This is a genomic window from Plantibacter sp. AC185 (genome assembly GCF_979258065.1).
Window position 1 is genome coordinate 2,153,221 of sequence record NZ_OZ409831.1, and the last position, 16,141, is coordinate 2,169,361.

Here is a 16,141-nt window from a genome sequence, read left to right on the forward strand (position 1 = left end):
GAAGAGTGACAACTCCACGTTGAGAGTCTGTGAACGTACACAGAGTAGGCGTGCGTTTCTGAATCTGTCAACACGGAGCCCGCCGAAGGCCGCCCGGACCGGCGCTAGGGTGGAGCCGTGACCCCTCCGCCGACCCGACGCAAGCGAGCGACGGTGCACGATGTCGCCGTCGAAGCCGGCGTCTCCCGGGGCACGGTCAGCCGGGTCGTCAACGGCGAGCGCTACGTGTCGGCCGAAGCGCGCGAGGCGATCGAGGCCGCCATCGAGAAGGTCGGCTACGTGCCGAACACGGCCGCCCGGAACCTCGTCATGCAGCGCACCCAGGCCGTCGGGTTCGTCGTCCACGAGCCGCACAGCCTGTTCGTCGACGATCCCAACATCGGCAACATCCTGCTCGGGGCGAACGAGGCCCTGTCACAGGCCGACCACCAGCTCGTCTGTCTGGTCGTCGACTCCGAGCGCGACACCGATCGCATCACCCGGTACCTCTCGGGCGGCTTCGTCGACGGGGTGATCATGGTGTCCGCGCGCCAGAACGACCCGATCACGCGCGTCATCGAACGCCTCGGCCTCCCGGCGACCTTCGTGGGCCACCCGCCCGACCTCCGTGAGCTCCCCTTCGTCGGGATCGACAACCGGTCGGCATCGGTCGACATCACCGGTGAGCTGATCGGCGCCGGCCGACGGCACATCGGCATGATCGCGGCGGCCCTCGACCGGGATTCCGGCTCCGACCGACTCGCCGGATTCCGCGATGCGCTCGGCGACCGCTTCGACGAACGACTCGTCGTGGAGGTCCCGCTCTACTCGCACCAGGACGGCTTCGCCGGCATGTCGGAACTGCTGCGCCGGGAGCCGGCCGTCGACGGCGTGTTCGCGGCTTCGGACGCCGTCGCGGCCGGAGCGCTCGAAGCCCTCCGTGCGGCAGGGCGGAGTGTGCCGGAGGACGTGTCGGTCGTCGGCTTCGACGACTCGGCGTGGGCGCTCCGTTGCCACCCGCCGCTCACCACCGTCCACCAGCCGGCGGCGGCCGTCGGTCAGCGCGCGGCGGAGGTGCTCCTCGCGCAGCTCCGGGGCGAGAACATCTCGCCGGTCGGCTCGTTCGTCCCCACGTCGATCGTGCGTCGCGGGAGCGTCTGAACCCGTTCGTTCGCCCATTCCTGGGCGAACCAGCACTCCGTCGCCCAAGAATGGGCGAACGAATGCCGGAGGAGCGACTCAGAGCTGCGGTGACGGCCGTCGGATCGCGGCGCGCTTGGCCTCGTCGAAGGTGTCCACATGCAGCCATTCAGGCGGGCTGGGCGCCACGATGAGGACGTCGTAACCGGCGCCCTGTGCCTCGACGTATGCGAGACAACATTCGGGTGAGGAGGGATCGGCGTCGTTCGAGATCCGCCATTGCCGGGCACCGATCGGGACGACGTGGTGCCGTTCGGACGAGTCTCGCGCTGGAGGAAACGGCGACTCGAGCGACAGTGCTGGAGCATGCTTCGTAACCATGCCATCAGGTTAGGCGCGCTCGCGGAACGCGTCCCGAGGCTTGACTTCACAGGTTCGCGGCGACGCGCCGTGCTGGTGGACGGCGGTCAGCGCGGGCGTCGCACGGTCTCGAGCCCCAAGAGCACGAGGGCCGCCACGATCGGGCCGTAGACGAACCCGTCGGCGAACGTCAGGGATTCGCCGAGGAGCAGGACCGCCACGAGGACCAGCAGCACCGGTTCCAGGTAGCTGAGCAGTCCGAAGACGCCGAACGACAGCAGGCGACTCGCGACGAGGTACAGCACGAGGGCGACGCCACCGATCACCCCGAGGAGCACGATCCCCCAGCCCAGCTGCGGGTGCGCGGCCAGGACGGCGAGTGAGGCCGGTTGCAGCGCCAGCACGATTGCGACGGGGACGAGGACCGCCAGCTCGAAGCAGAACGCACCGATGGAGTCGAGCCCGGCTCGGCGCCGGATCGCGAAGTACACCGGGTAGCCGACGGCGACCGCGATGGTCGCCCAGGACAACCCACCGGCCACGACGATCGCGGCGGTGACGCCGATGGCGGCTGCAGCGACCGCAGCGATCCGGAGCGGTGCGAGTCGCTCCCGATGCAGGACGACGCCGACCACGACCATCGCCAGTGGCATCAGCAGGTAGCCGAGCGCGAGTTCCAGCCCGTGCCCCGTCTGCGGTGCCCAACCGAAGAGCCACAGCTGCAGGGACAACAGGAGCCCGTCGAGGACGACCACGAGGACGAGGAGCGGACGACGTGCGAGACGGACCGCGATGTCGCGGACGTCCCGCCACCACCCGAACACCGCGATGAGCGTCGCCAGCACCGGCACCGTCGCGATCACGCGCCAGGCGAAGATCTCGTTCGCCCCGAACGGCTCCAGCAGCGGTGGCAGGAAGAACAGCGCCGCGAACAGGAACGAGGCGACGACGGAGACGAGGACCCCGCGGGGCGTCGTCTCGCGATGCTCAGGGGGAAGGGCGGCCGTCACGGGTCCTCACCCTATCGTCGGCGCGACCGCCGGCCGATGCTATGCCGCCGCCACTCACCAGTCGTGGACGGTGCCGTCCGTCAGCCGGTTCACCGGCAGGTACGCCTTCGTGTACTCGAATGCGGCGGCCGCGTCCTCGTCGAGTTCGACGCCGAGGCCGGGCTGCTCGCCGGGGTGCAGGAAGCCGTCGTCGAAGGTGAAGGAGGTCTGGAACACCTCGAGGGTCTGCTCGTTGTGCGGCATGTACTCCTGGATCCCGAAGTTGTGGATCGCGAGGTCGAGGTGCAGCGCTGCGGCCATCCCGATGGGCGAGATGTCGGTGGGGCCGTGGATGCCGGAACGGATCCCGTAGATCGCCGCGAAGTCGAGCAGTTTCTTCATCGCCGTGATGCCACCGGTGTGCGTCACCGCCGAGCGGACGTAGTCGATGAGGCGCTCGGTGATGAGGGTCTGGTAGTCGTACACCGAGTTGAAGACCTCGCCGATCGCCAGCGGCGTGGTCGAGTGCTGGCGGACGAGTCGCAGGGCGGTCTGGTCCTCCCCCGGTGTGCAGTCCTCGAGCCAGAAGAGCTTGTACGGCTCGATGTCCTTCGCGAACCGGGCGGCCTCGATCGGCGACATGCGGTGGTGTCCGTCATGCAGGATCCGGAGGCCCGTCCCGAAGTCCTCGCGGATCCGTTCGAAGACGCCCGGCATGTGCGCGAGATAGCCGGCGGTGTCCCAGGACTCCTCGGTCGGTGCCGTGGCCGCCGAGCCGTCCGCCGCGCGCTTCGCCGGCTCGTAGTCGTAGCGGACGCCGGGCCCTGAGGCGGACACCCCGTACACCTGCCCGAGCCCCGGCACACCGGTCTGCACGCGCACCGCGGTGAACCCGAGCTCCTGGTACCCGGTGATCGCGTTGGCGAGCGCCTGGTAGTCCGTCCCCGAGGCGTGGGCGTACGCCCGGATCCCCGACCGACTCGCGCCGCCGAGCAGCTGGTACAACGGCACCCCGGCCTTCTTGGCCTTGATGTCCCAGAGCGCCATGTCCACCGCGGCGATGGCCGCCATCGTGACGGGGCCGCGCCGCCAGTAGGGTCCGCGGTACAGGTACTGCCAGGTGTCCTCGATGCGGTCCTCATCGCGGCCGATCAGCATCGACGCGACGTGGTCGCCGAGGTACGACGCGACAGCGAGCTCGCGCCCGTTGAGGGTCGCGTCGCCCCAGCCCACGACACCGTCGCTGGTGGTGATCTTCAGGGTGACGAAGTTCCGGCCGGGACTCGTGACGATGACGTCCGCGCGTTCGATGCTCATGAGGTTCCTTTCGAGGAGGTCGGATGCCGGTCAGATGGCGTCGCGCGGGTCGGTGAGGTCCCGACCGGCTACCTCGGGCATCCAGATGGACGCGACCAGGGCGCAGAGGGTGAAGACGCCGAGCATGATGATGATCGGGATGAACGAACCGGTGGCGGCGGACACCCAGGCGGCGGCGATGACGGGACCCGCGCCGGTCGCCACGATCGCGGCGATCTCCCGGGCCATCGCCGTGTAGGTGTAGCGGTTCCGCGCGCCGAAGAGTTCCGGCAGGGTCAGGTTCTCGAGCGACGCGAAGCTCATCACGGCCAGGTTGTGCAGGACGACGTAGCCGACGAACACCTGGACGGTGTCCTTGCTGTGGATCATGAGCATGGTCGGGACGATGATGATGAGCGCGATGATCGCCCACACCATGTACATGCGCTTCCGTCCGTACCGGTCACCGAGCCAGCCGGAGAGCGGCACGGTGATGAAGGCGACGAGCGAGGAGACGATGACGGCGTTGACACCGATCGACCGGTCCAGCAGCAGGACGACGGTGATGTAGCTGATGAGGTACGTCTGGACGAGTCCCGAGTTGCCGGCCTGACCGAACCGCAGCAGGAGCGCGATGCTGAACGCCTTGATCGGCTTGCGGTTCATGGCCTCGAGCGTGCGGAGGTTGCCGGTCTCGGTCGCGAGGGCGATGGTCTCCTGCTTGGTGAGCGCCTTGCCGTCGACGACGTCGTCGCGCTCCTCGAAGACCGGGCTCTCCTTGAGGTTGAAGCGGACCCAGACCGCGAAGAGCATGATCACGACGCTGCCGATGAAGGGGATGCGCCAGGCCCAGGCGATGACCTCGTCCTCACTGAACGCCAGGAGCAGACCGGCCCACAGCGCGGAGGCGAGCAGGGTGCCGCAGTTGGTCCCGAGCGCCACGAGCGACGCGATGATGCCGCGTCGCTTGGCCGGGGCGTACTCGGCGAGCATGACGCCGGCGCCCGAGATCTCGGCACCGGCTCCGAAGCCCTGCGCGATCCGCAGGAGGACCAGCAGGATCGGCGCGAGGAGGCCCACCTGCGAGTAGGTCGGCAGGAATCCGATGAGCGTCGTCGACAGGCCCATGAGCAGGATCGTGTAGAAGAGGACCTTGGTCCGGCCGGTCTTGTCGCCGAGCCGGGCGAAGAAGAACGCGCCGACCGGACGGGCGACGTAGCCGACCCCGTACGTCGCCATCGCGGCGACGACGGCCATGGCCGGGTCCTCGTTGGAGAAGAAGAGGTCGGCGAACACGAGCGCGGCGGCCAGCGAGTAGAGCTGGTAGTCCATGAACTCGAGCGCGGTGCCGAGCCACCCGGAGATGGCGGCTCTCACGAGGTCGCGGACGGATCGGTTCGCGGTGGGGTCGCTGGTGGCGACGGACGATTTGGGTTCTGACATGAGGTACTCCTTCGGACCTACGGGATGCAGCGGAAGTGGGGGTGGGAGTGTGCGGCGGGTGGCTCAGAAGGCGAGGAGTACCTTCGCCGAGCGGGACGAGTCCCGAGCGACGGCGAAGGCGTCGACCGCCTCTTCGGCTGGGATGACCTGGGTCACGACGGCGTCGAGGAGATCGCCCTCGGCGAGGAACGCGATCGCGTCGTCGATCTCGGTGGAGAAGCGGAACGCGCCGCGGATGGTGAGCTCCTTGGCGAGCATGGGGGCGAGGTTGATCGGGCTGTCGGCGTCGGGGAGCATGCCGACCTGCACGATCGACCCGCCTCGTCTCGCGGCCCGGACCGCCTGGGTCAGGGCGACCGGCGCGCCCGAGCATTCGAAGACGACGTCGTAGGACTCGTCGGCGACGGCGTCGCGACCCACGAGCAGGAGCTCACCGGCTCCCACGGTCGCGGCGCGTTCCAATGCCTGTTCGCGCATGTCGCTCGCCGCGATCGTCGCTGCACCGGCCCGGCCGGCCGCGGCGATCACGAGCAGACCGATGGGCCCGGCACCGATGACGAGGACCCGCGCACCGCGCACGTCACCTGCCAGCCCGACCGCGTGCATGGCGACCGCGAGGGGTTCGGCGAGCGCCGCCCGCTCGAGCGGGAGCCCGTCGGGGAGGACGCGCACCATCGAGTGTTCGACGATCAGGTACTCCGAGGCCCCACCCTGTCGGTGCGGGTTCGCCGCGGCGCTCCCGAGGTAGTCGCCGCCAGGTCGCAGGTGTGGGCGGTCCTCGAGCCCCGGCAGGCTCGGGCCGTAGCGCGCCGGGTGCACGGTGACCCGGGTGCCGGGGGCGAGCCGCCCTGAGGGGTCCACGTCGACGACGGCCGAGAGCTCGTGGCCGGGGGTGAGTGGTTCGCGGATGACGTATTCGCCGTTCGCTCCGTTGAAGTAGTAGTGCAGGTCGGAACCGCAGATACCGACGTACCGCACCCGGAGGCGGACCTCGCCGTCGCGTGGTTCCGGGGTGGGGGCGTCCTCCCAGCGGATGTCCTCCGCGCCGTGGATCGCGAGCGTCTTCATCGGTTGGCTCCTGTCGTGGTCATGGGTGCCTGCGAGGCGGCGATGCTGTCGCGGATGGCCGCGTCGACGCCGTGTCGGCGGATGGTGTCGATCAGTTCGCCGACCCGCGAGACGAAGGTCGGCTGCTCGGCGAGGTCCTGCCCAAAGTGGTGCAGCTCGGCGATCACCCGCTGCGCGAGGTGCCGGCCGTCCGTCGACGTGTCCGCCAGCCGGGCGAGCTCCTCGCGGGCCGGATCGACCATGGCGCGCGCGTGCGGACCGGGGTCGAACCCCGGCATCGGGGCGATGCAGGACAGGTAGGCCGCGACCGTGAGGGCGATGAGGTGCGGAACGGATCCGGCCTCGAGCAGGCGGAGGGCGGGTTCCGGGATGCGCTGGCGGAGCTTCACCGATCCGTCGGTGCCCACCTGCGCCGTGCGGTGCCCGAGGGCGTGGTTGGCCCAGCGTTCGAAGAGCTGCCGCTCATACGTGCGGACGTCGACGCCGGACGGGAACCGCACGGACGGTTCGTACTCGTCGCGGAGGATCGCCAGTGCGGCGGATTCGACGGCGGTGTCGGCGATCGACTCCGAGATCGTGGCCACCCCGCGGAGCGCACCGAGGTAGGCGATGAGCGAGTGAGTCCCGTTGAGGAGCCGCACCTTCATCTGCTCGTACGCCCCCACCTCGTCGGTGAACACGGCGCCTCCGGCCTCCCAGGCGGGACGCGCAGCGGCGAAGCGGTCTTCGATCGCCCACATCGTGAACGGTTCGGCGGAGACGGGTGCGTCGTCCCGGACGCCGAGGCGGGCTGCCACGAGCTCGCGCAGTTGCGAGGTCGTCGCCGGGACGATGCGGTCGACCATGCTGGACGGGAAGGCGACCGCGCTGTCGAGGTAGGCGAGCGCTTCCGCGCCCTCGGTGCCGCGCAGTTCGGAGAGGAAGGCTCGGACGAGCGCCTCCGTGCGAGCGCCGTTCTCGCTCAGGTTGTCGCAGCTCAGGATCGTGATCGGGGCACCGCTGCCGGAAGCCCGCCGCTGCAGACCGCGAGCGAGCTGGCCGATGGTCGTCTGCGGGGCACCTCCCCGGAGGTCGGCTGCGATCAGCGGGTCGTTCAGGTCGAGGAGGCCGGTCGACGGTGAGGCGCTGTAGCCGTGCTCCGTCACGGTCAGCGTGACGACCCGGATGCGGTCGTCCGCGAGGGTACCGACCACGCGCTCCGGATCCTCCGTCGCGACGAACACGTCGGTGTGCACCGCAGGCACGGAGAACGAGGCCCCGGTGGGTGAGATCTCGGCGACCGTGTAGCGGAGATCCTGCGCTTGCATGGCGTCGACGACCGCTCGGGACCGGGATGCGACACCGACGATGCCCCATTCATCGCTGCCCGCGCTGAGCGCAGCCGCCGTGTAGACGGCCTGGTGCGCTCGGTGGAAGTTGCCGAGGCCGAGGTGCAGGATGCCGGCGGCGGACGGTTCCGGGTGCTCCGGACGCGGGCCCGAACCGGCGCCCAGTCGCGGCGGCAGGGCCGTCATCGCCGAGCCTCGGGGCACTGCGTCGTCGGCTGGAGGAGATCCGCGTCGATCATCATGAAAGTGATTCTGAATGGTTTGTACAAAGTTTGTCAAGTAGTTTCATGGCAGCGCGATGCCGCATCATGAGTACACCCGACCCCGCGAAGGATCAACCGTGACCGCCACCCTCACCGATGTCGCCCGTCACGCGGGCGTCTCCATCGCCACCGCGTCGCGGGCGTTCGGCGAGCCGGATCGCCTTGCGAACGCGACGCTCGAGCGGGTCCTCACGGCGGCGGCGGACCTCGGGTACTCGAACCCGAACGGCTCGACGGCGGAGAAGACCTTCGGCGTCATCGTCCCCGACATCGCCAGCCCGGTCTACGCGACACTCCTGAAGGGCGTCCACGCCCAGGCCTGGCAGGGACGCCACCGCCCGGTGTTGTTCGACACCGATGAGGACCTGCATCGGGAGCACGAGCAGCTGGAACTGGCGCGGAAGCTCAACGGGATGCTCCTCTGCTCGCCACGCCTCCCGGACGACGAGATCCGCGCGCTCGTCGGCGACACCCCGGTCGTGGTGGTCAACCGCATCATCGACGGCCTGCCCTACGTCGTGATGGACACCGAGAGCGGGCCACGGCAGGCGGTCGAGCACCTCGCCGCCCTGGGTCACCGACACATCGCCTACGCGGCCGGTCCGAAGCACTCCTGGGCGGACCTCCGCCGTGGCGACGCGGTCGCGGCGGCATGTGCACAGCTCGACATCGAGTTCACCCGCCTGGGCCACCAGGCGGCCTCGATCCAGGGCGGCCTCGCCGCAGCGGCCACGATCGTGGCGAGCGGCGCGACGGCGGTCATCGCCTACAACGACCTCGTCGCCCTCGGCATCGACGCCGGGATCACGTCGATGGGCAAGCGCTGCCCCGAGGACCTCAGCATCATCGGCACCGACGACATCGAGATGGCGTCCATCCGCCAGCCCGGTCTCACCACCGTGCGGCTCGCGATCAACCGGTGCGGGTCGTTGGCGGTCGAGGTGCTGCTCCACGCCATGGCCGGAGGGTCGCCCCGTTCGGTCGCGAGTCTCGACTCGCAGCTCATCGTGCGCGACTCGACGGCACCCCCGCGCCGGGCCTGAAGCGACGGACGGCAGCTTCGCCGATCAGCCGGCGTCCCATCGGTGGAGCCGGGCGGCCGCGAGACCCGACACGAGCGCGCACGCCGCCATCAGGCTCCAGACCACCGCGAGCGGTACGGGCTGAGGGCCTTGGGAGATGGTCGCCTCGAGCGCGCCGACGATCCAGGTCGTGGGCAGGAGCCGGAAGAGACCGGCGACCCACTCCGGAAGGAACGCGAGCGGGAAGAGGGCCCCGGACGTGGCCAGAGCGAGCATCGGCAGCAGGTACGCGAGTTGCATGGCGATGTCCGGGTTCGACAGCCGGGCGGCGAGGAGATAGCCGAAGCCGAGCAGCATCGCGCCGCCGAGCAGCATCGTGACGGCGACCGCGACGAGATCGGAGAGCGGACGGGTCGGCACCGTCCAAGCGGCCAGGGCGAGGATCACCGCGGCCTCGCCGACGACCATCCCCACACGGATCGGCAGGTGTCCGAGCAGGTACGCGTCGCGTCGGGCCGGCGAGGTCGACAGCGCCCGCAGCAGGCCGGTGCTGCGATGCCGGACCAGCGGGACCGTGGTGAGCATGAACGCGATCGCCATCAAGCCCGTGCTCGAAACGAGCGGGAGGCCTCGCTCCAGCACGCCGGCCGGGGTGCCGGACGCCGTCGCCACGAGGGCGTCCACACCCCAGAGCAGTCCGATCAAGGCCAGGAAACTCGCCACGAGCGCGATGATCGAGCGCGGGTCCCGGACGAGGTCACGCGCGTGGGCCGCGGCGAAGCTCCGGACCTGCGCTGGGAACGCATGCGTCGTGCTCATGGGCTGTGGGCCCGGTCGCCCTCGGCTGCAGACGTCGGCCGATTCGCGAGATCGATGAAGAGATCCTCGAGTGACCCGTGCGCCACTCGGAACCCGCGCGGTCTGAGACCGGTGGAGAAGGTGAGTCGGCGCAACACGGCGTCGGGGTCGTCGGTCACGATCCCGACCAGGCTGACGGCGCCCTTCGCCGTCACGGTGATCTCGCCGGGGATGTCGTGGGAACGCAACTCGTCCGCGGTGGTCCGGCCGGGGACCTCGAAGGTCACCGTGGCCGTCGCGGCGTGTTCCCGGACCAGGGTCTCCGGCTCCCCCGAGGCGGCGATCGAGCCGTCCACGAGGACGGCGATCCGGTCGCAGACCTGGGTGGCCTCGTCCATGTGGTGCGTCGAGAGCAGGATCGTGGTCCCGCGCTCCTGCTGGCGCCGGATGATGCCCCAGAGGTTCCGTCGAGCCTGCGGGTCGAGTCCAGCCGACGGCTCGTCGAGGACGACGATCTCGGGATTGCCGATCAACGCGATGGCGATCAGCAGGCGACGCTCCTGGCCGCCTGAGAGGTGCTTGACGCGCACGCGCCGTGCCTCCCCCAGGTCGAGCTCGTCCAAGACCTCCTCGGGGCGCCGCACGTCGCGGTAGAACGACGCGAAGAGGTCGAGCGTCTCCGCGGCCGTCAGCGTCGGGAACAGGGTGGCGGCCTGCGGCTGCACCGCCATCCGCTCGGTCACGTATCGGCGGTCGATCGACGGGTCTCGTCCGAGCACCCGGACGGTTCCGTCGGTGGGACGGCGGAGTCCGACGATGGTCTCGAGCGTGGTGGTCTTCCCGGCGCCGTTCGGTCCCAGCAGGCCGAACACCTCGCCCGCGTGGACCCGGAGGGAGACGTCGCGCAGGACGCTCCGGTCGCCGTAGCGCTTGCTGAGCCGGTCGACGGTGACGACCACTCGGTCCGATCCGTTCATCGTCGTCCTCCAGACGGCGGGGCATCGTGTTCACCCGGGAAGAAGATCTCCTCGATCGGGCGGGAGAGCAGTGCGGAGACCCGGAACGCCAACGGCAGGGAGGGGTCGTAGCGCCCGGTCTCGAGCGCGTTCACCGTCTGCCTGGAGACGCCGAGTGCTTCAGCGAACTGGACCTGGGTCCACCCGCGTTCGGTGCGCAGGGCGCGGACGTCGTTCTTCATCGGGTGGCCCGGAAGGAGACGACACCGATGGTCACGCCCCAGACCGCCATCCCGCCGATGAACACCCACCATTCCGGCTGGGGGACGACGACACCGGCGGTCGACAGGAACACGACCGCGAGGCTGATCAGCATCGCCGCGCCGAACCCGATCGCGAGACTCAGCACGATCACTCCGCGCTGCAGTTCGTCGACACGGCGCACGTGCCGGATGAGGGCGATCACGATCCACACCACCGGCACGAGCGGGACGAGTGCGACCGCGACGGCTGCGGGCGATCCCGGCTCGGTGGGGAACAGCTCCGGCAGGAAGAGGAACGTCACGAGGAACCCGACGGCACCGGCCGCGATCTCCCACATGTATCTGCGGGACGCACGACGCTCCTGCGGCGTCGATCCCCGTGTCGTGTGTTCGTTCATGCTGCCACCTCTCGTTGCGTGTCGGACATCGTGGTCGTCCACCCATCGCGCTCGGACTGATCCCACTCGAACCACCGCACGGCGAGCACGCCTGCTGCGACGGTGACGAGCGACATGAGCCCCCAGAGCGCGGGGACGGGGAGGAACGGTTCGGCCCCGGTCAGTGAGGCACTCGCGGCGGCGACGAACCAGGTGGTCGGCAGGCAGTTCATGGCGACCTGCACGGCGGCGGGGAGGATGGACTGCGGCAGGAGCCCACCCGACGCGAACACGAGCCCGATCGTCACCATCACCATCGTCTGTTGTGTCGCCTCGGCGTTCCGCGATCGGGCGGCGAACACCAGCGCCAGAGCGAACAGCATCGCCGCTCCGAGGAGGAACGAGACCCCCAGGGCGAGGAGGTCCACACCGTCGACGTACCTGCGCCAGACTGCGATCCCGGTCGTCAGCACCAGGATCCCCACCGCCACCAGCGCGCGCAAGGGGAGCTGGGCGAGGAGGAAGGTCGACCGGCGGAGCGGCGTCACGCCGAGCAGCCGGAGCAGCCCGCGCTCCCGCATCGCCACGAGTGGGACGGTCGTCCCGATGAACGCCAGGCTCGCGACGCCGACCAGGACCACGATGCCGAGGTTCTCCTGGAGCGGGTCGATCTTCACATCGCCCTCGTCGTCCGTCACCGTCACCCCGTGGGCCGGGACGCCTGCGTCGCGCAGCCCTCGCCAGATCGGGTCCCACGCAGCCTGGTCCGCGGCGTCGAGCACGACCAGGGCGCGCCCCTCGTGCACGGTCACCCGCGTGTTCCGATCGGGAGCGCCGTCGGCGACCACCCGCACACCGGCCCGTTCCAGCGCCGACGAGACTCCCGGGTCGTCCGTGTCCAGCGCGACGACCGGAGCAGGGCCCAGGACGACGAACGCGAGCCACATGGAGACGTAGATCACGAGGATGATGCCGGTCATGAACCACATCGAGATCCCGGTGAGCGGGCTCCGGAGCACGTCGCGAGCGCTCATCGACGCCAGCCGCCGGAACGCGGCGCCACCGCGTCGGGCCGACGTGTCGTCCGCCGTCATCGTCGGCGCACCTGGACGATCGGGGTCGAAATGACAAGGAGACCTGACATACGTCAAGCATGCTTGTCATCCGGTGATGTGTCAAGCTTCCTTGGCAACGACAGGCACGGCAGGATGGGATCGTGCTGAACCGACTGGGTCTCCTCCGTATGACCGGCCGCGACCCCGGTGAGGGGCACCGGGTGGCGAGCCCGTTGGAGCTGCTCTTCGATCTCGTCTTCGTCGTCGCCGTGTCCCAGGCCTCGCAGAACCTCCACCACGGGATCGTCGAGGGCCACGCGGCGGAGACGACCGTCTCCTACGCGATGATCTTCTTCGCCATCTGGTGGGCGTGGATGAACTTCACCTGGTTCGCCTCCGCCTTCGACACCGACGACTGGCTGTACCGCCTCACGACGATCGTCCAAATGGCAGGTGTCCTCGTCCTCGCCGCCGGGGTGCACGACGCGATGGTCGACGGCCAGTGGGCGATCATCACCGTGGGATACGTGATCATGCGATTGGCGATGGTGGCGCAGTGGGTGCGCCTCGCGATCTCGGATCCCGAGCAACGGGCGGTCGCGCTCCGATTCGCCATCGGCATCAGCCTCGTCCAGGTGCTCTGGGTCGCCCGTCTCGCCCTGCCCGTCGAGGGGCAGTTCTGGACCTTCTGGCCGGCCATGCTGCTGGAGGTCCTCGTACCGGTGTGGGCCGAACGCATCCACCGCACCCCCTGGCATCCGCATCACGTCGCGGAGCGATACGGGCTGTTCACCCTCATCCTGCTGGGCGAGAGCCTGCTGGGGTCGGCGAACGCCATCATCGACGCAGCCAACAGCGACGAGCGGATCGATGGGCTCGTCGGCCTGGCCCTCGCCGGCATCGTCCTCGCAGCCGGCATGTGGTGGATCTACTTCAGCCGGGAGCAGGGTGATCGGCTGACCTCGTCACGCGAGGGGTTCGCCTTCGGGTACGCCCACTACGTCGTCTTCGCCGCCGCCGGTGCCGTCTCGGCGGGGATCGAGGTGGAGCTCGACCTCCTGACCCACGCGGGCGAGCACCTCACCGCCTCCGACGCGTCGTTCTCGCTGACCGTCCCCGTGTCGGTGTTCATGGTCGCGGTGTGGGTCGTCCTCCTGCGCGACAGGATCTCGACGACAGCCTCGGTCCTCTTCCTCCTGGCCGCCGCAGCCGTGCTCGCATCTGCGGCAGCGCCGATCGTGACCGTCCTCGGGACAGCAGTCGCCGTCGGGCTCGCCGTCCTCGTCCTGGAGGTGCAGCGCATCCGCGGGCGTCGGTGACGCGGCCATGCATCAGCAGCAGTCGGATCCTGACCTTCGGGATGTCTTCACTGCACGTTCGAAGCGGCTGCACGGAGCACTTCACGTCGCCGAACCGGGCACGTGACGGACTGACCGGTCACCGCCGTGGGCGGGCGTGACCACCTTTGGCCAGATCCATGTACCAGTTGTAGAGCGAGGACCGCTCCGCCACGAGCTCGAGGTACACCTGCCGCGCGCGTTCATCGTCCGCCACCAGGAGGTAGCGCTCGTCGTCGAGGATTCCTCCGACACCGGCGGTCGTCGTCTCATAGGCGTACTGCTCCTCGATCGACGTCATCGCCCGCAGTTCGTCGAGGTATCCGACGAGGACAGGAAGATATGCGCCCTGCGCGATCCGCCAGGCGGCCTTCTCCTGCGCGCGCCGGAAGCAGATCGCCAGATCACGCGGGAGCGCGCGCGCGAGTGGTTCAGGATCCCCCGCCGTGCCGGGCGCCGCGCCGAACGCCCTGACGAAGTCGACCCGCAGCGAGTTGCCAAAGGTGCTGAACGCCGCAAGATCTCGGGTCGACTCGGCCGAGATGACGAGGGTGTAGCCGTCGTGGTAGCTCGACGGACGGTGTGAACTGCGGCGATCCGGCACCGCGAGCGGAGCGTTCACCCACTCGCGCACGATCGCCGACGTGCGGTCGCGATCGTCGATGTGCGTCTCGGCGCTGCTGAACGCCGACGAGTAGTCCGCCAGCAACTCCAGCAGCACTCGACCGTCGTGCAACATCGTGATCGCGATGCTCACCGGCTTGCGGAGGGTCTCCATGTCGACACGGTAGCGGTCGCGCCCCGCCACCGGGAACGACGAAGGCCCCCGATTCCTCGGGGGCCTTCGTGTCACATCCACTGGTGCGCGAGGCGGGACTTGAACCCGCACGCCCTTTCGAGCACTGGCACCTGAAGCCAGCGCGTCTGCCAATTCCGCCACTCGCGCGAGACACCAGACGTCACCGCTCTCGCGGCAACTTATCGAGGATAGCACGCGGAGCCCGGGTGGCAGAACACCGGAGATCCGCGCCAGAGCAGGACGAAACGGCCCCGACGGTCCGGTGCCGATGCTGATCTCCTGCTGCCGAGCGGGTGAACACCTGGCGTCGGCGCCCGCGTCGATTGGCCTCGTGTGCAGGCAAACCGTCTAACATTGCCTGGACACCGACACGAATCGAGAGACCGTGGGCATTCTGGACAACTTCGAGAAGGGACTCGAGCGCGCCGTCAACGGCGCCTTCGCGAAGACCTTCAAGTCCGGACTCCAGCCGGTCGAGATCACGAGCGCGCTCCGACGCGAGCTCGACACCAAGGCCGCCGTCGTCTCCCGCGACCGCATCCTCGTGCCGAACAAGTTCACCGTCCGCATGTCGCCCACCGACTTCGAGCGCATGGACGCCATCGGCCCTTCCCTCATCGACGAACTCGGTTCGCTCGTCCAGAAGCATGCCAAGAGCCAGGGGTACTCCTTTCCAGGTGCCGTGACCATCAAGCTCTCCGGCGACCGCTCGCTCCCCGACGGCCTCGTCCAGATCGACAGCGTCAACCTCAAGGGCTCCGTCACCTGGGCACCCGTGCTCGACATCGGCGGTAAGCGCTACCCGATCACGCAGGCCCGCACGGTCATCGGCCGCGGTACCGAGGCCGACATCACGATCCCCGACACCGGCACCTCACGGAAGCACGTCGAGATCCTCTGGGACGGCAACGCCGGTCAGGCGCGCGACCTCGGCTCGACGAACGGCTCGAAGCTCAACGGCCAGTCCTTCCGCCAGGCGGCACTCTCCCCCGACTCCGTCATCGAGATCGGCCGCACCAGGATCGTGTTCCGGGTGGTCGCCAAGGCCGGCGGATCCGATCGCCAGATGAGCGATGCGACCCGACGTCACGATGTGTCGTCCTTCGGCGACTCGTGGGGGGACGGCGCGTGAGCGAACTGACCCTGCTGGTCCTCCGCATCGGCTTCCTGCTCCTGCTCTGGACGTTCGTCTTCGGCATCGTCTACGCCCTCCGCACCGACCTCTTCGGACCACGTGTCCGGAAGCCGCAGCAGCAGTCGTCGAACGGAGCCCCGGCCACACCGCCGCAGCCGATGCGCGCCGCGGCCGCCCCGGCCCCCAGTCGGCCCGCCACCGGCGGATCGAGCGGCACGCCTCCGCGCGCCACGGTCGACAACACCTCGCGCCTCGTCATCGTGTCCGGGCCCAAGCAGGGCACCGAGCTCCCCCTCGGCCGCGAGCCGATCACCATCGGCCGCTCAGCGGACTCCGGCCTCATCATCCGCGACGACTACACGTCCACGCATCACGCGCGCCTCATGCTCTGGAACGACGAGTGGATGGTCCAGGACCTCGACTCCACCAACGGCACCTTCCTCGCCGGCAAGCGCGTGAGCGTCCCGACGCAGATCCCACTCGACACCCCCGTCAAGGTCGGCCAGACCAGTTTCGAGTTGCGGCGGTAACCC

The 16,141-nt window shown here is 69.3% G+C and carries 17 protein-coding genes and 1 tRNA gene; 5 read left to right on the top strand and 13 right to left on the bottom strand.

Annotation, left to right across the window (positions count from 1 at the left end; translation table 11 throughout):
- Positions 1 to 117: 117 nt before the first annotated feature.
- The gene (locus ACZZZB_RS10225) at positions 118 to 1,140 is read left to right on the top strand and encodes a LacI family DNA-binding transcriptional regulator (RefSeq protein WP_463529618.1); all 1,023 of its coding nucleotides are present in this window, start codon (positions 118 to 120) and stop codon (positions 1,138 to 1,140) included.
- A gap of 78 nt (positions 1,141 to 1,218) precedes the next feature.
- Here the strand turns inward: ACZZZB_RS10225 and ACZZZB_RS10230 are convergent, their stop codons facing one another.
- The 6 genes from ACZZZB_RS10230 to ACZZZB_RS10255 all read right to left on the bottom strand — a co-directional run bounded on the left by ACZZZB_RS10230 (position 1,219) and on the right by ACZZZB_RS10255 (position 7,789).
- Complete coding sequence (locus ACZZZB_RS10230; RefSeq protein WP_194642893.1) at positions 1,219 to 1,500, bottom strand: hypothetical protein; 282 nt, start codon at positions 1,498 to 1,500, stop codon at positions 1,219 to 1,221.
- 86 nt (positions 1,501 to 1,586) lie between these two features.
- Entirely contained in the window at positions 1,587 to 2,489 is a 903-nt protein-coding gene (rarD, locus tag ACZZZB_RS10235) for an EamA family transporter RarD (protein WP_194642891.1), read from the bottom strand.
- A 54-nt stretch (positions 2,490 to 2,543) separates the two neighbouring features.
- Positions 2,544 to 3,785, bottom strand: a complete 1,242-nt coding sequence (gene manD, locus ACZZZB_RS10240) for a D-mannonate dehydratase ManD (protein WP_079704346.1) — start codon at positions 3,783 to 3,785, stop codon at positions 2,544 to 2,546.
- 30 nt (positions 3,786 to 3,815) lie between these two features.
- Positions 3,816 to 5,207: an MFS transporter gene (locus ACZZZB_RS10245; RefSeq protein ID WP_463529619.1), complete on the bottom strand. Its 1,392-nt coding sequence runs from the start codon at positions 5,205 to 5,207 to the stop codon at positions 3,816 to 3,818.
- A 63-nt stretch (positions 5,208 to 5,270) separates the two neighbouring features.
- Positions 5,271 to 6,275, bottom strand: coding sequence for an L-idonate 5-dehydrogenase (locus ACZZZB_RS10250; protein WP_463529620.1), 1,005 nt, complete (start codon positions 6,273 to 6,275; stop codon positions 5,271 to 5,273).
- On the bottom strand, positions 6,272 to 7,789 hold the full coding sequence (locus ACZZZB_RS10255; protein ID WP_463529621.1) for a mannitol dehydrogenase family protein: 1,518 nt from the start codon (positions 7,787 to 7,789) through the stop codon (positions 6,272 to 6,274). Before ACZZZB_RS10255 ends, ACZZZB_RS10250 begins: the two co-directional genes overlap by 4 nt.
- Positions 7,790 to 7,943: 154 nt before the next feature.
- On the opposite strand from ACZZZB_RS10255, the gene ACZZZB_RS10260 reads away from it, so the two are divergent.
- Positions 7,944 to 8,909 carry a LacI family DNA-binding transcriptional regulator gene (locus tag ACZZZB_RS10260; RefSeq protein WP_192018862.1) on the top strand — a complete coding sequence of 322 codons (966 nt, stop codon included), beginning with the start codon at positions 7,944 to 7,946 and terminating at the stop codon, positions 8,907 to 8,909.
- A 24-nt stretch (positions 8,910 to 8,933) separates the two neighbouring features.
- Here the strand turns inward: ACZZZB_RS10260 and ACZZZB_RS10265 are convergent, their stop codons facing one another.
- Genes ACZZZB_RS10265 through ACZZZB_RS10285 form a run of 5 tightly spaced genes read right to left on the bottom strand, consistent with a single transcriptional unit; the run spans position 8,934 to position 12,376 of the window.
- Complete coding sequence (locus tag ACZZZB_RS10265; protein ID WP_463529622.1) at positions 8,934 to 9,707, bottom strand: ABC transporter permease; 774 nt, start codon at positions 9,705 to 9,707, stop codon at positions 8,934 to 8,936.
- A complete protein-coding gene (locus ACZZZB_RS10270) occupies positions 9,704 to 10,663 on the bottom strand; it encodes an ABC transporter ATP-binding protein (RefSeq protein WP_192018860.1) in 960 nt (319 codons plus the stop codon). Before ACZZZB_RS10270 ends, ACZZZB_RS10265 begins: the two co-directional genes overlap by 4 nt.
- Complete coding sequence (locus ACZZZB_RS10275) at positions 10,660 to 10,884, bottom strand: helix-turn-helix transcriptional regulator (RefSeq protein ID WP_079704339.1); 225 nt, start codon at positions 10,882 to 10,884, stop codon at positions 10,660 to 10,662. Before ACZZZB_RS10275 ends, ACZZZB_RS10270 begins: the two co-directional genes overlap by 4 nt.
- Complete coding sequence (locus ACZZZB_RS10280) at positions 10,881 to 11,303, bottom strand: hypothetical protein (protein WP_192018859.1); 423 nt, start codon at positions 11,301 to 11,303, stop codon at positions 10,881 to 10,883. Before ACZZZB_RS10280 ends, ACZZZB_RS10275 begins: the two co-directional genes overlap by 4 nt.
- Positions 11,300 to 12,376 (bottom strand): ABC transporter permease, encoded by a 1,077-nt coding sequence (locus ACZZZB_RS10285; RefSeq protein WP_194642879.1) that lies wholly within the window; start codon positions 12,374 to 12,376, stop codon positions 11,300 to 11,302. Before ACZZZB_RS10285 ends, ACZZZB_RS10280 begins: the two co-directional genes overlap by 4 nt.
- A gap of 122 nt (positions 12,377 to 12,498) precedes the next feature.
- On the opposite strand from ACZZZB_RS10285, the gene ACZZZB_RS10290 reads away from it, so the two are divergent.
- Complete coding sequence (locus tag ACZZZB_RS10290) at positions 12,499 to 13,656, top strand: low temperature requirement protein A (protein ID WP_463529623.1); 1,158 nt, start codon at positions 12,499 to 12,501, stop codon at positions 13,654 to 13,656.
- 118 nt (positions 13,657 to 13,774) lie between these two features.
- On the opposite strand, the gene ACZZZB_RS10295 is transcribed toward ACZZZB_RS10290, so the two are convergent.
- Both ACZZZB_RS10295 and ACZZZB_RS10300 read right to left on the bottom strand, forming a co-directional pair.
- Complete coding sequence (locus ACZZZB_RS10295) at positions 13,775 to 14,452, bottom strand: hypothetical protein (RefSeq protein WP_194642877.1); 678 nt, start codon at positions 14,450 to 14,452, stop codon at positions 13,775 to 13,777.
- Positions 14,453 to 14,533: 81 nt separating this feature from the next.
- Positions 14,534 to 14,620: transfer RNA gene (locus ACZZZB_RS10300), tRNA-Leu, on the bottom strand.
- A 238-nt stretch (positions 14,621 to 14,858) separates the two neighbouring features.
- Between ACZZZB_RS10300 and ACZZZB_RS10305 the strand changes: the two genes are divergently transcribed.
- Positions 14,859 to 15,605 (top strand): FhaA domain-containing protein, encoded by a 747-nt coding sequence (locus ACZZZB_RS10305; RefSeq protein ID WP_124767843.1) that lies wholly within the window; start codon positions 14,859 to 14,861, stop codon positions 15,603 to 15,605.
- A complete protein-coding gene (locus tag ACZZZB_RS10310) occupies positions 15,602 to 16,138 on the top strand; it encodes an FHA domain-containing protein FhaB/FipA (RefSeq protein WP_192004009.1) in 537 nt (178 codons plus the stop codon). The genes ACZZZB_RS10305 and ACZZZB_RS10310 overlap by 4 nt, the downstream gene beginning before the upstream one ends.
- Positions 16,139 to 16,141: the final 3 nt, after the last annotated feature.

Bases quoted from the DNA above. Each gene is read 5' to 3' on its own strand.
- ACZZZB_RS10295 (WP_194642877.1), bottom strand. From the start codon at position 14,452: ATGGAGACCCTCCGCAAGCCGGTGAGCATCGCGATCACGATGTTGCAC.
- ACZZZB_RS10275 (WP_079704339.1), bottom strand. From the start codon at position 10,884: ATGAAGAACGACGTCCGCGCCCTGCGCACCGAACGCGGGTGGACCCAG.
- ACZZZB_RS10245 (WP_463529619.1), bottom strand. From the start codon at position 5,207: ATGTCAGAACCCAAATCGTCCGTCGCCACCAGCGACCCCACCGCGAAC.
- ACZZZB_RS10280 (WP_192018859.1), bottom strand. From the start codon at position 11,303: ATGAACGAACACACGACACGGGGATCGACGCCGCAGGAGCGTCGTGCG.
- ACZZZB_RS10285 (WP_194642879.1), bottom strand. From the start codon at position 12,376: ATGACGGCGGACGACACGTCGGCCCGACGCGGTGGCGCCGCGTTCCGG.
- ACZZZB_RS10230 (WP_194642893.1), bottom strand. From the start codon at position 1,500: ATGGTTACGAAGCATGCTCCAGCACTGTCGCTCGAGTCGCCGTTTCCT.
- ACZZZB_RS10265 (WP_463529622.1), bottom strand. From the start codon at position 9,707: ATGAGCACGACGCATGCGTTCCCAGCGCAGGTCCGGAGCTTCGCCGCG.
- ACZZZB_RS10270 (WP_192018860.1), bottom strand. From the start codon at position 10,663: ATGAACGGATCGGACCGAGTGGTCGTCACCGTCGACCGGCTCAGCAAG.
- manD (WP_079704346.1), bottom strand. From the start codon at position 3,785: ATGAGCATCGAACGCGCGGACGTCATCGTCACGAGTCCCGGCCGGAAC.
- ACZZZB_RS10250 (WP_463529620.1), bottom strand. From the start codon at position 6,275: ATGAAGACGCTCGCGATCCACGGCGCGGAGGACATCCGCTGGGAGGAC.
- ACZZZB_RS10255 (WP_463529621.1), bottom strand. From the start codon at position 7,789: ATGACGGCCCTGCCGCCGCGACTGGGCGCCGGTTCGGGCCCGCGTCCG.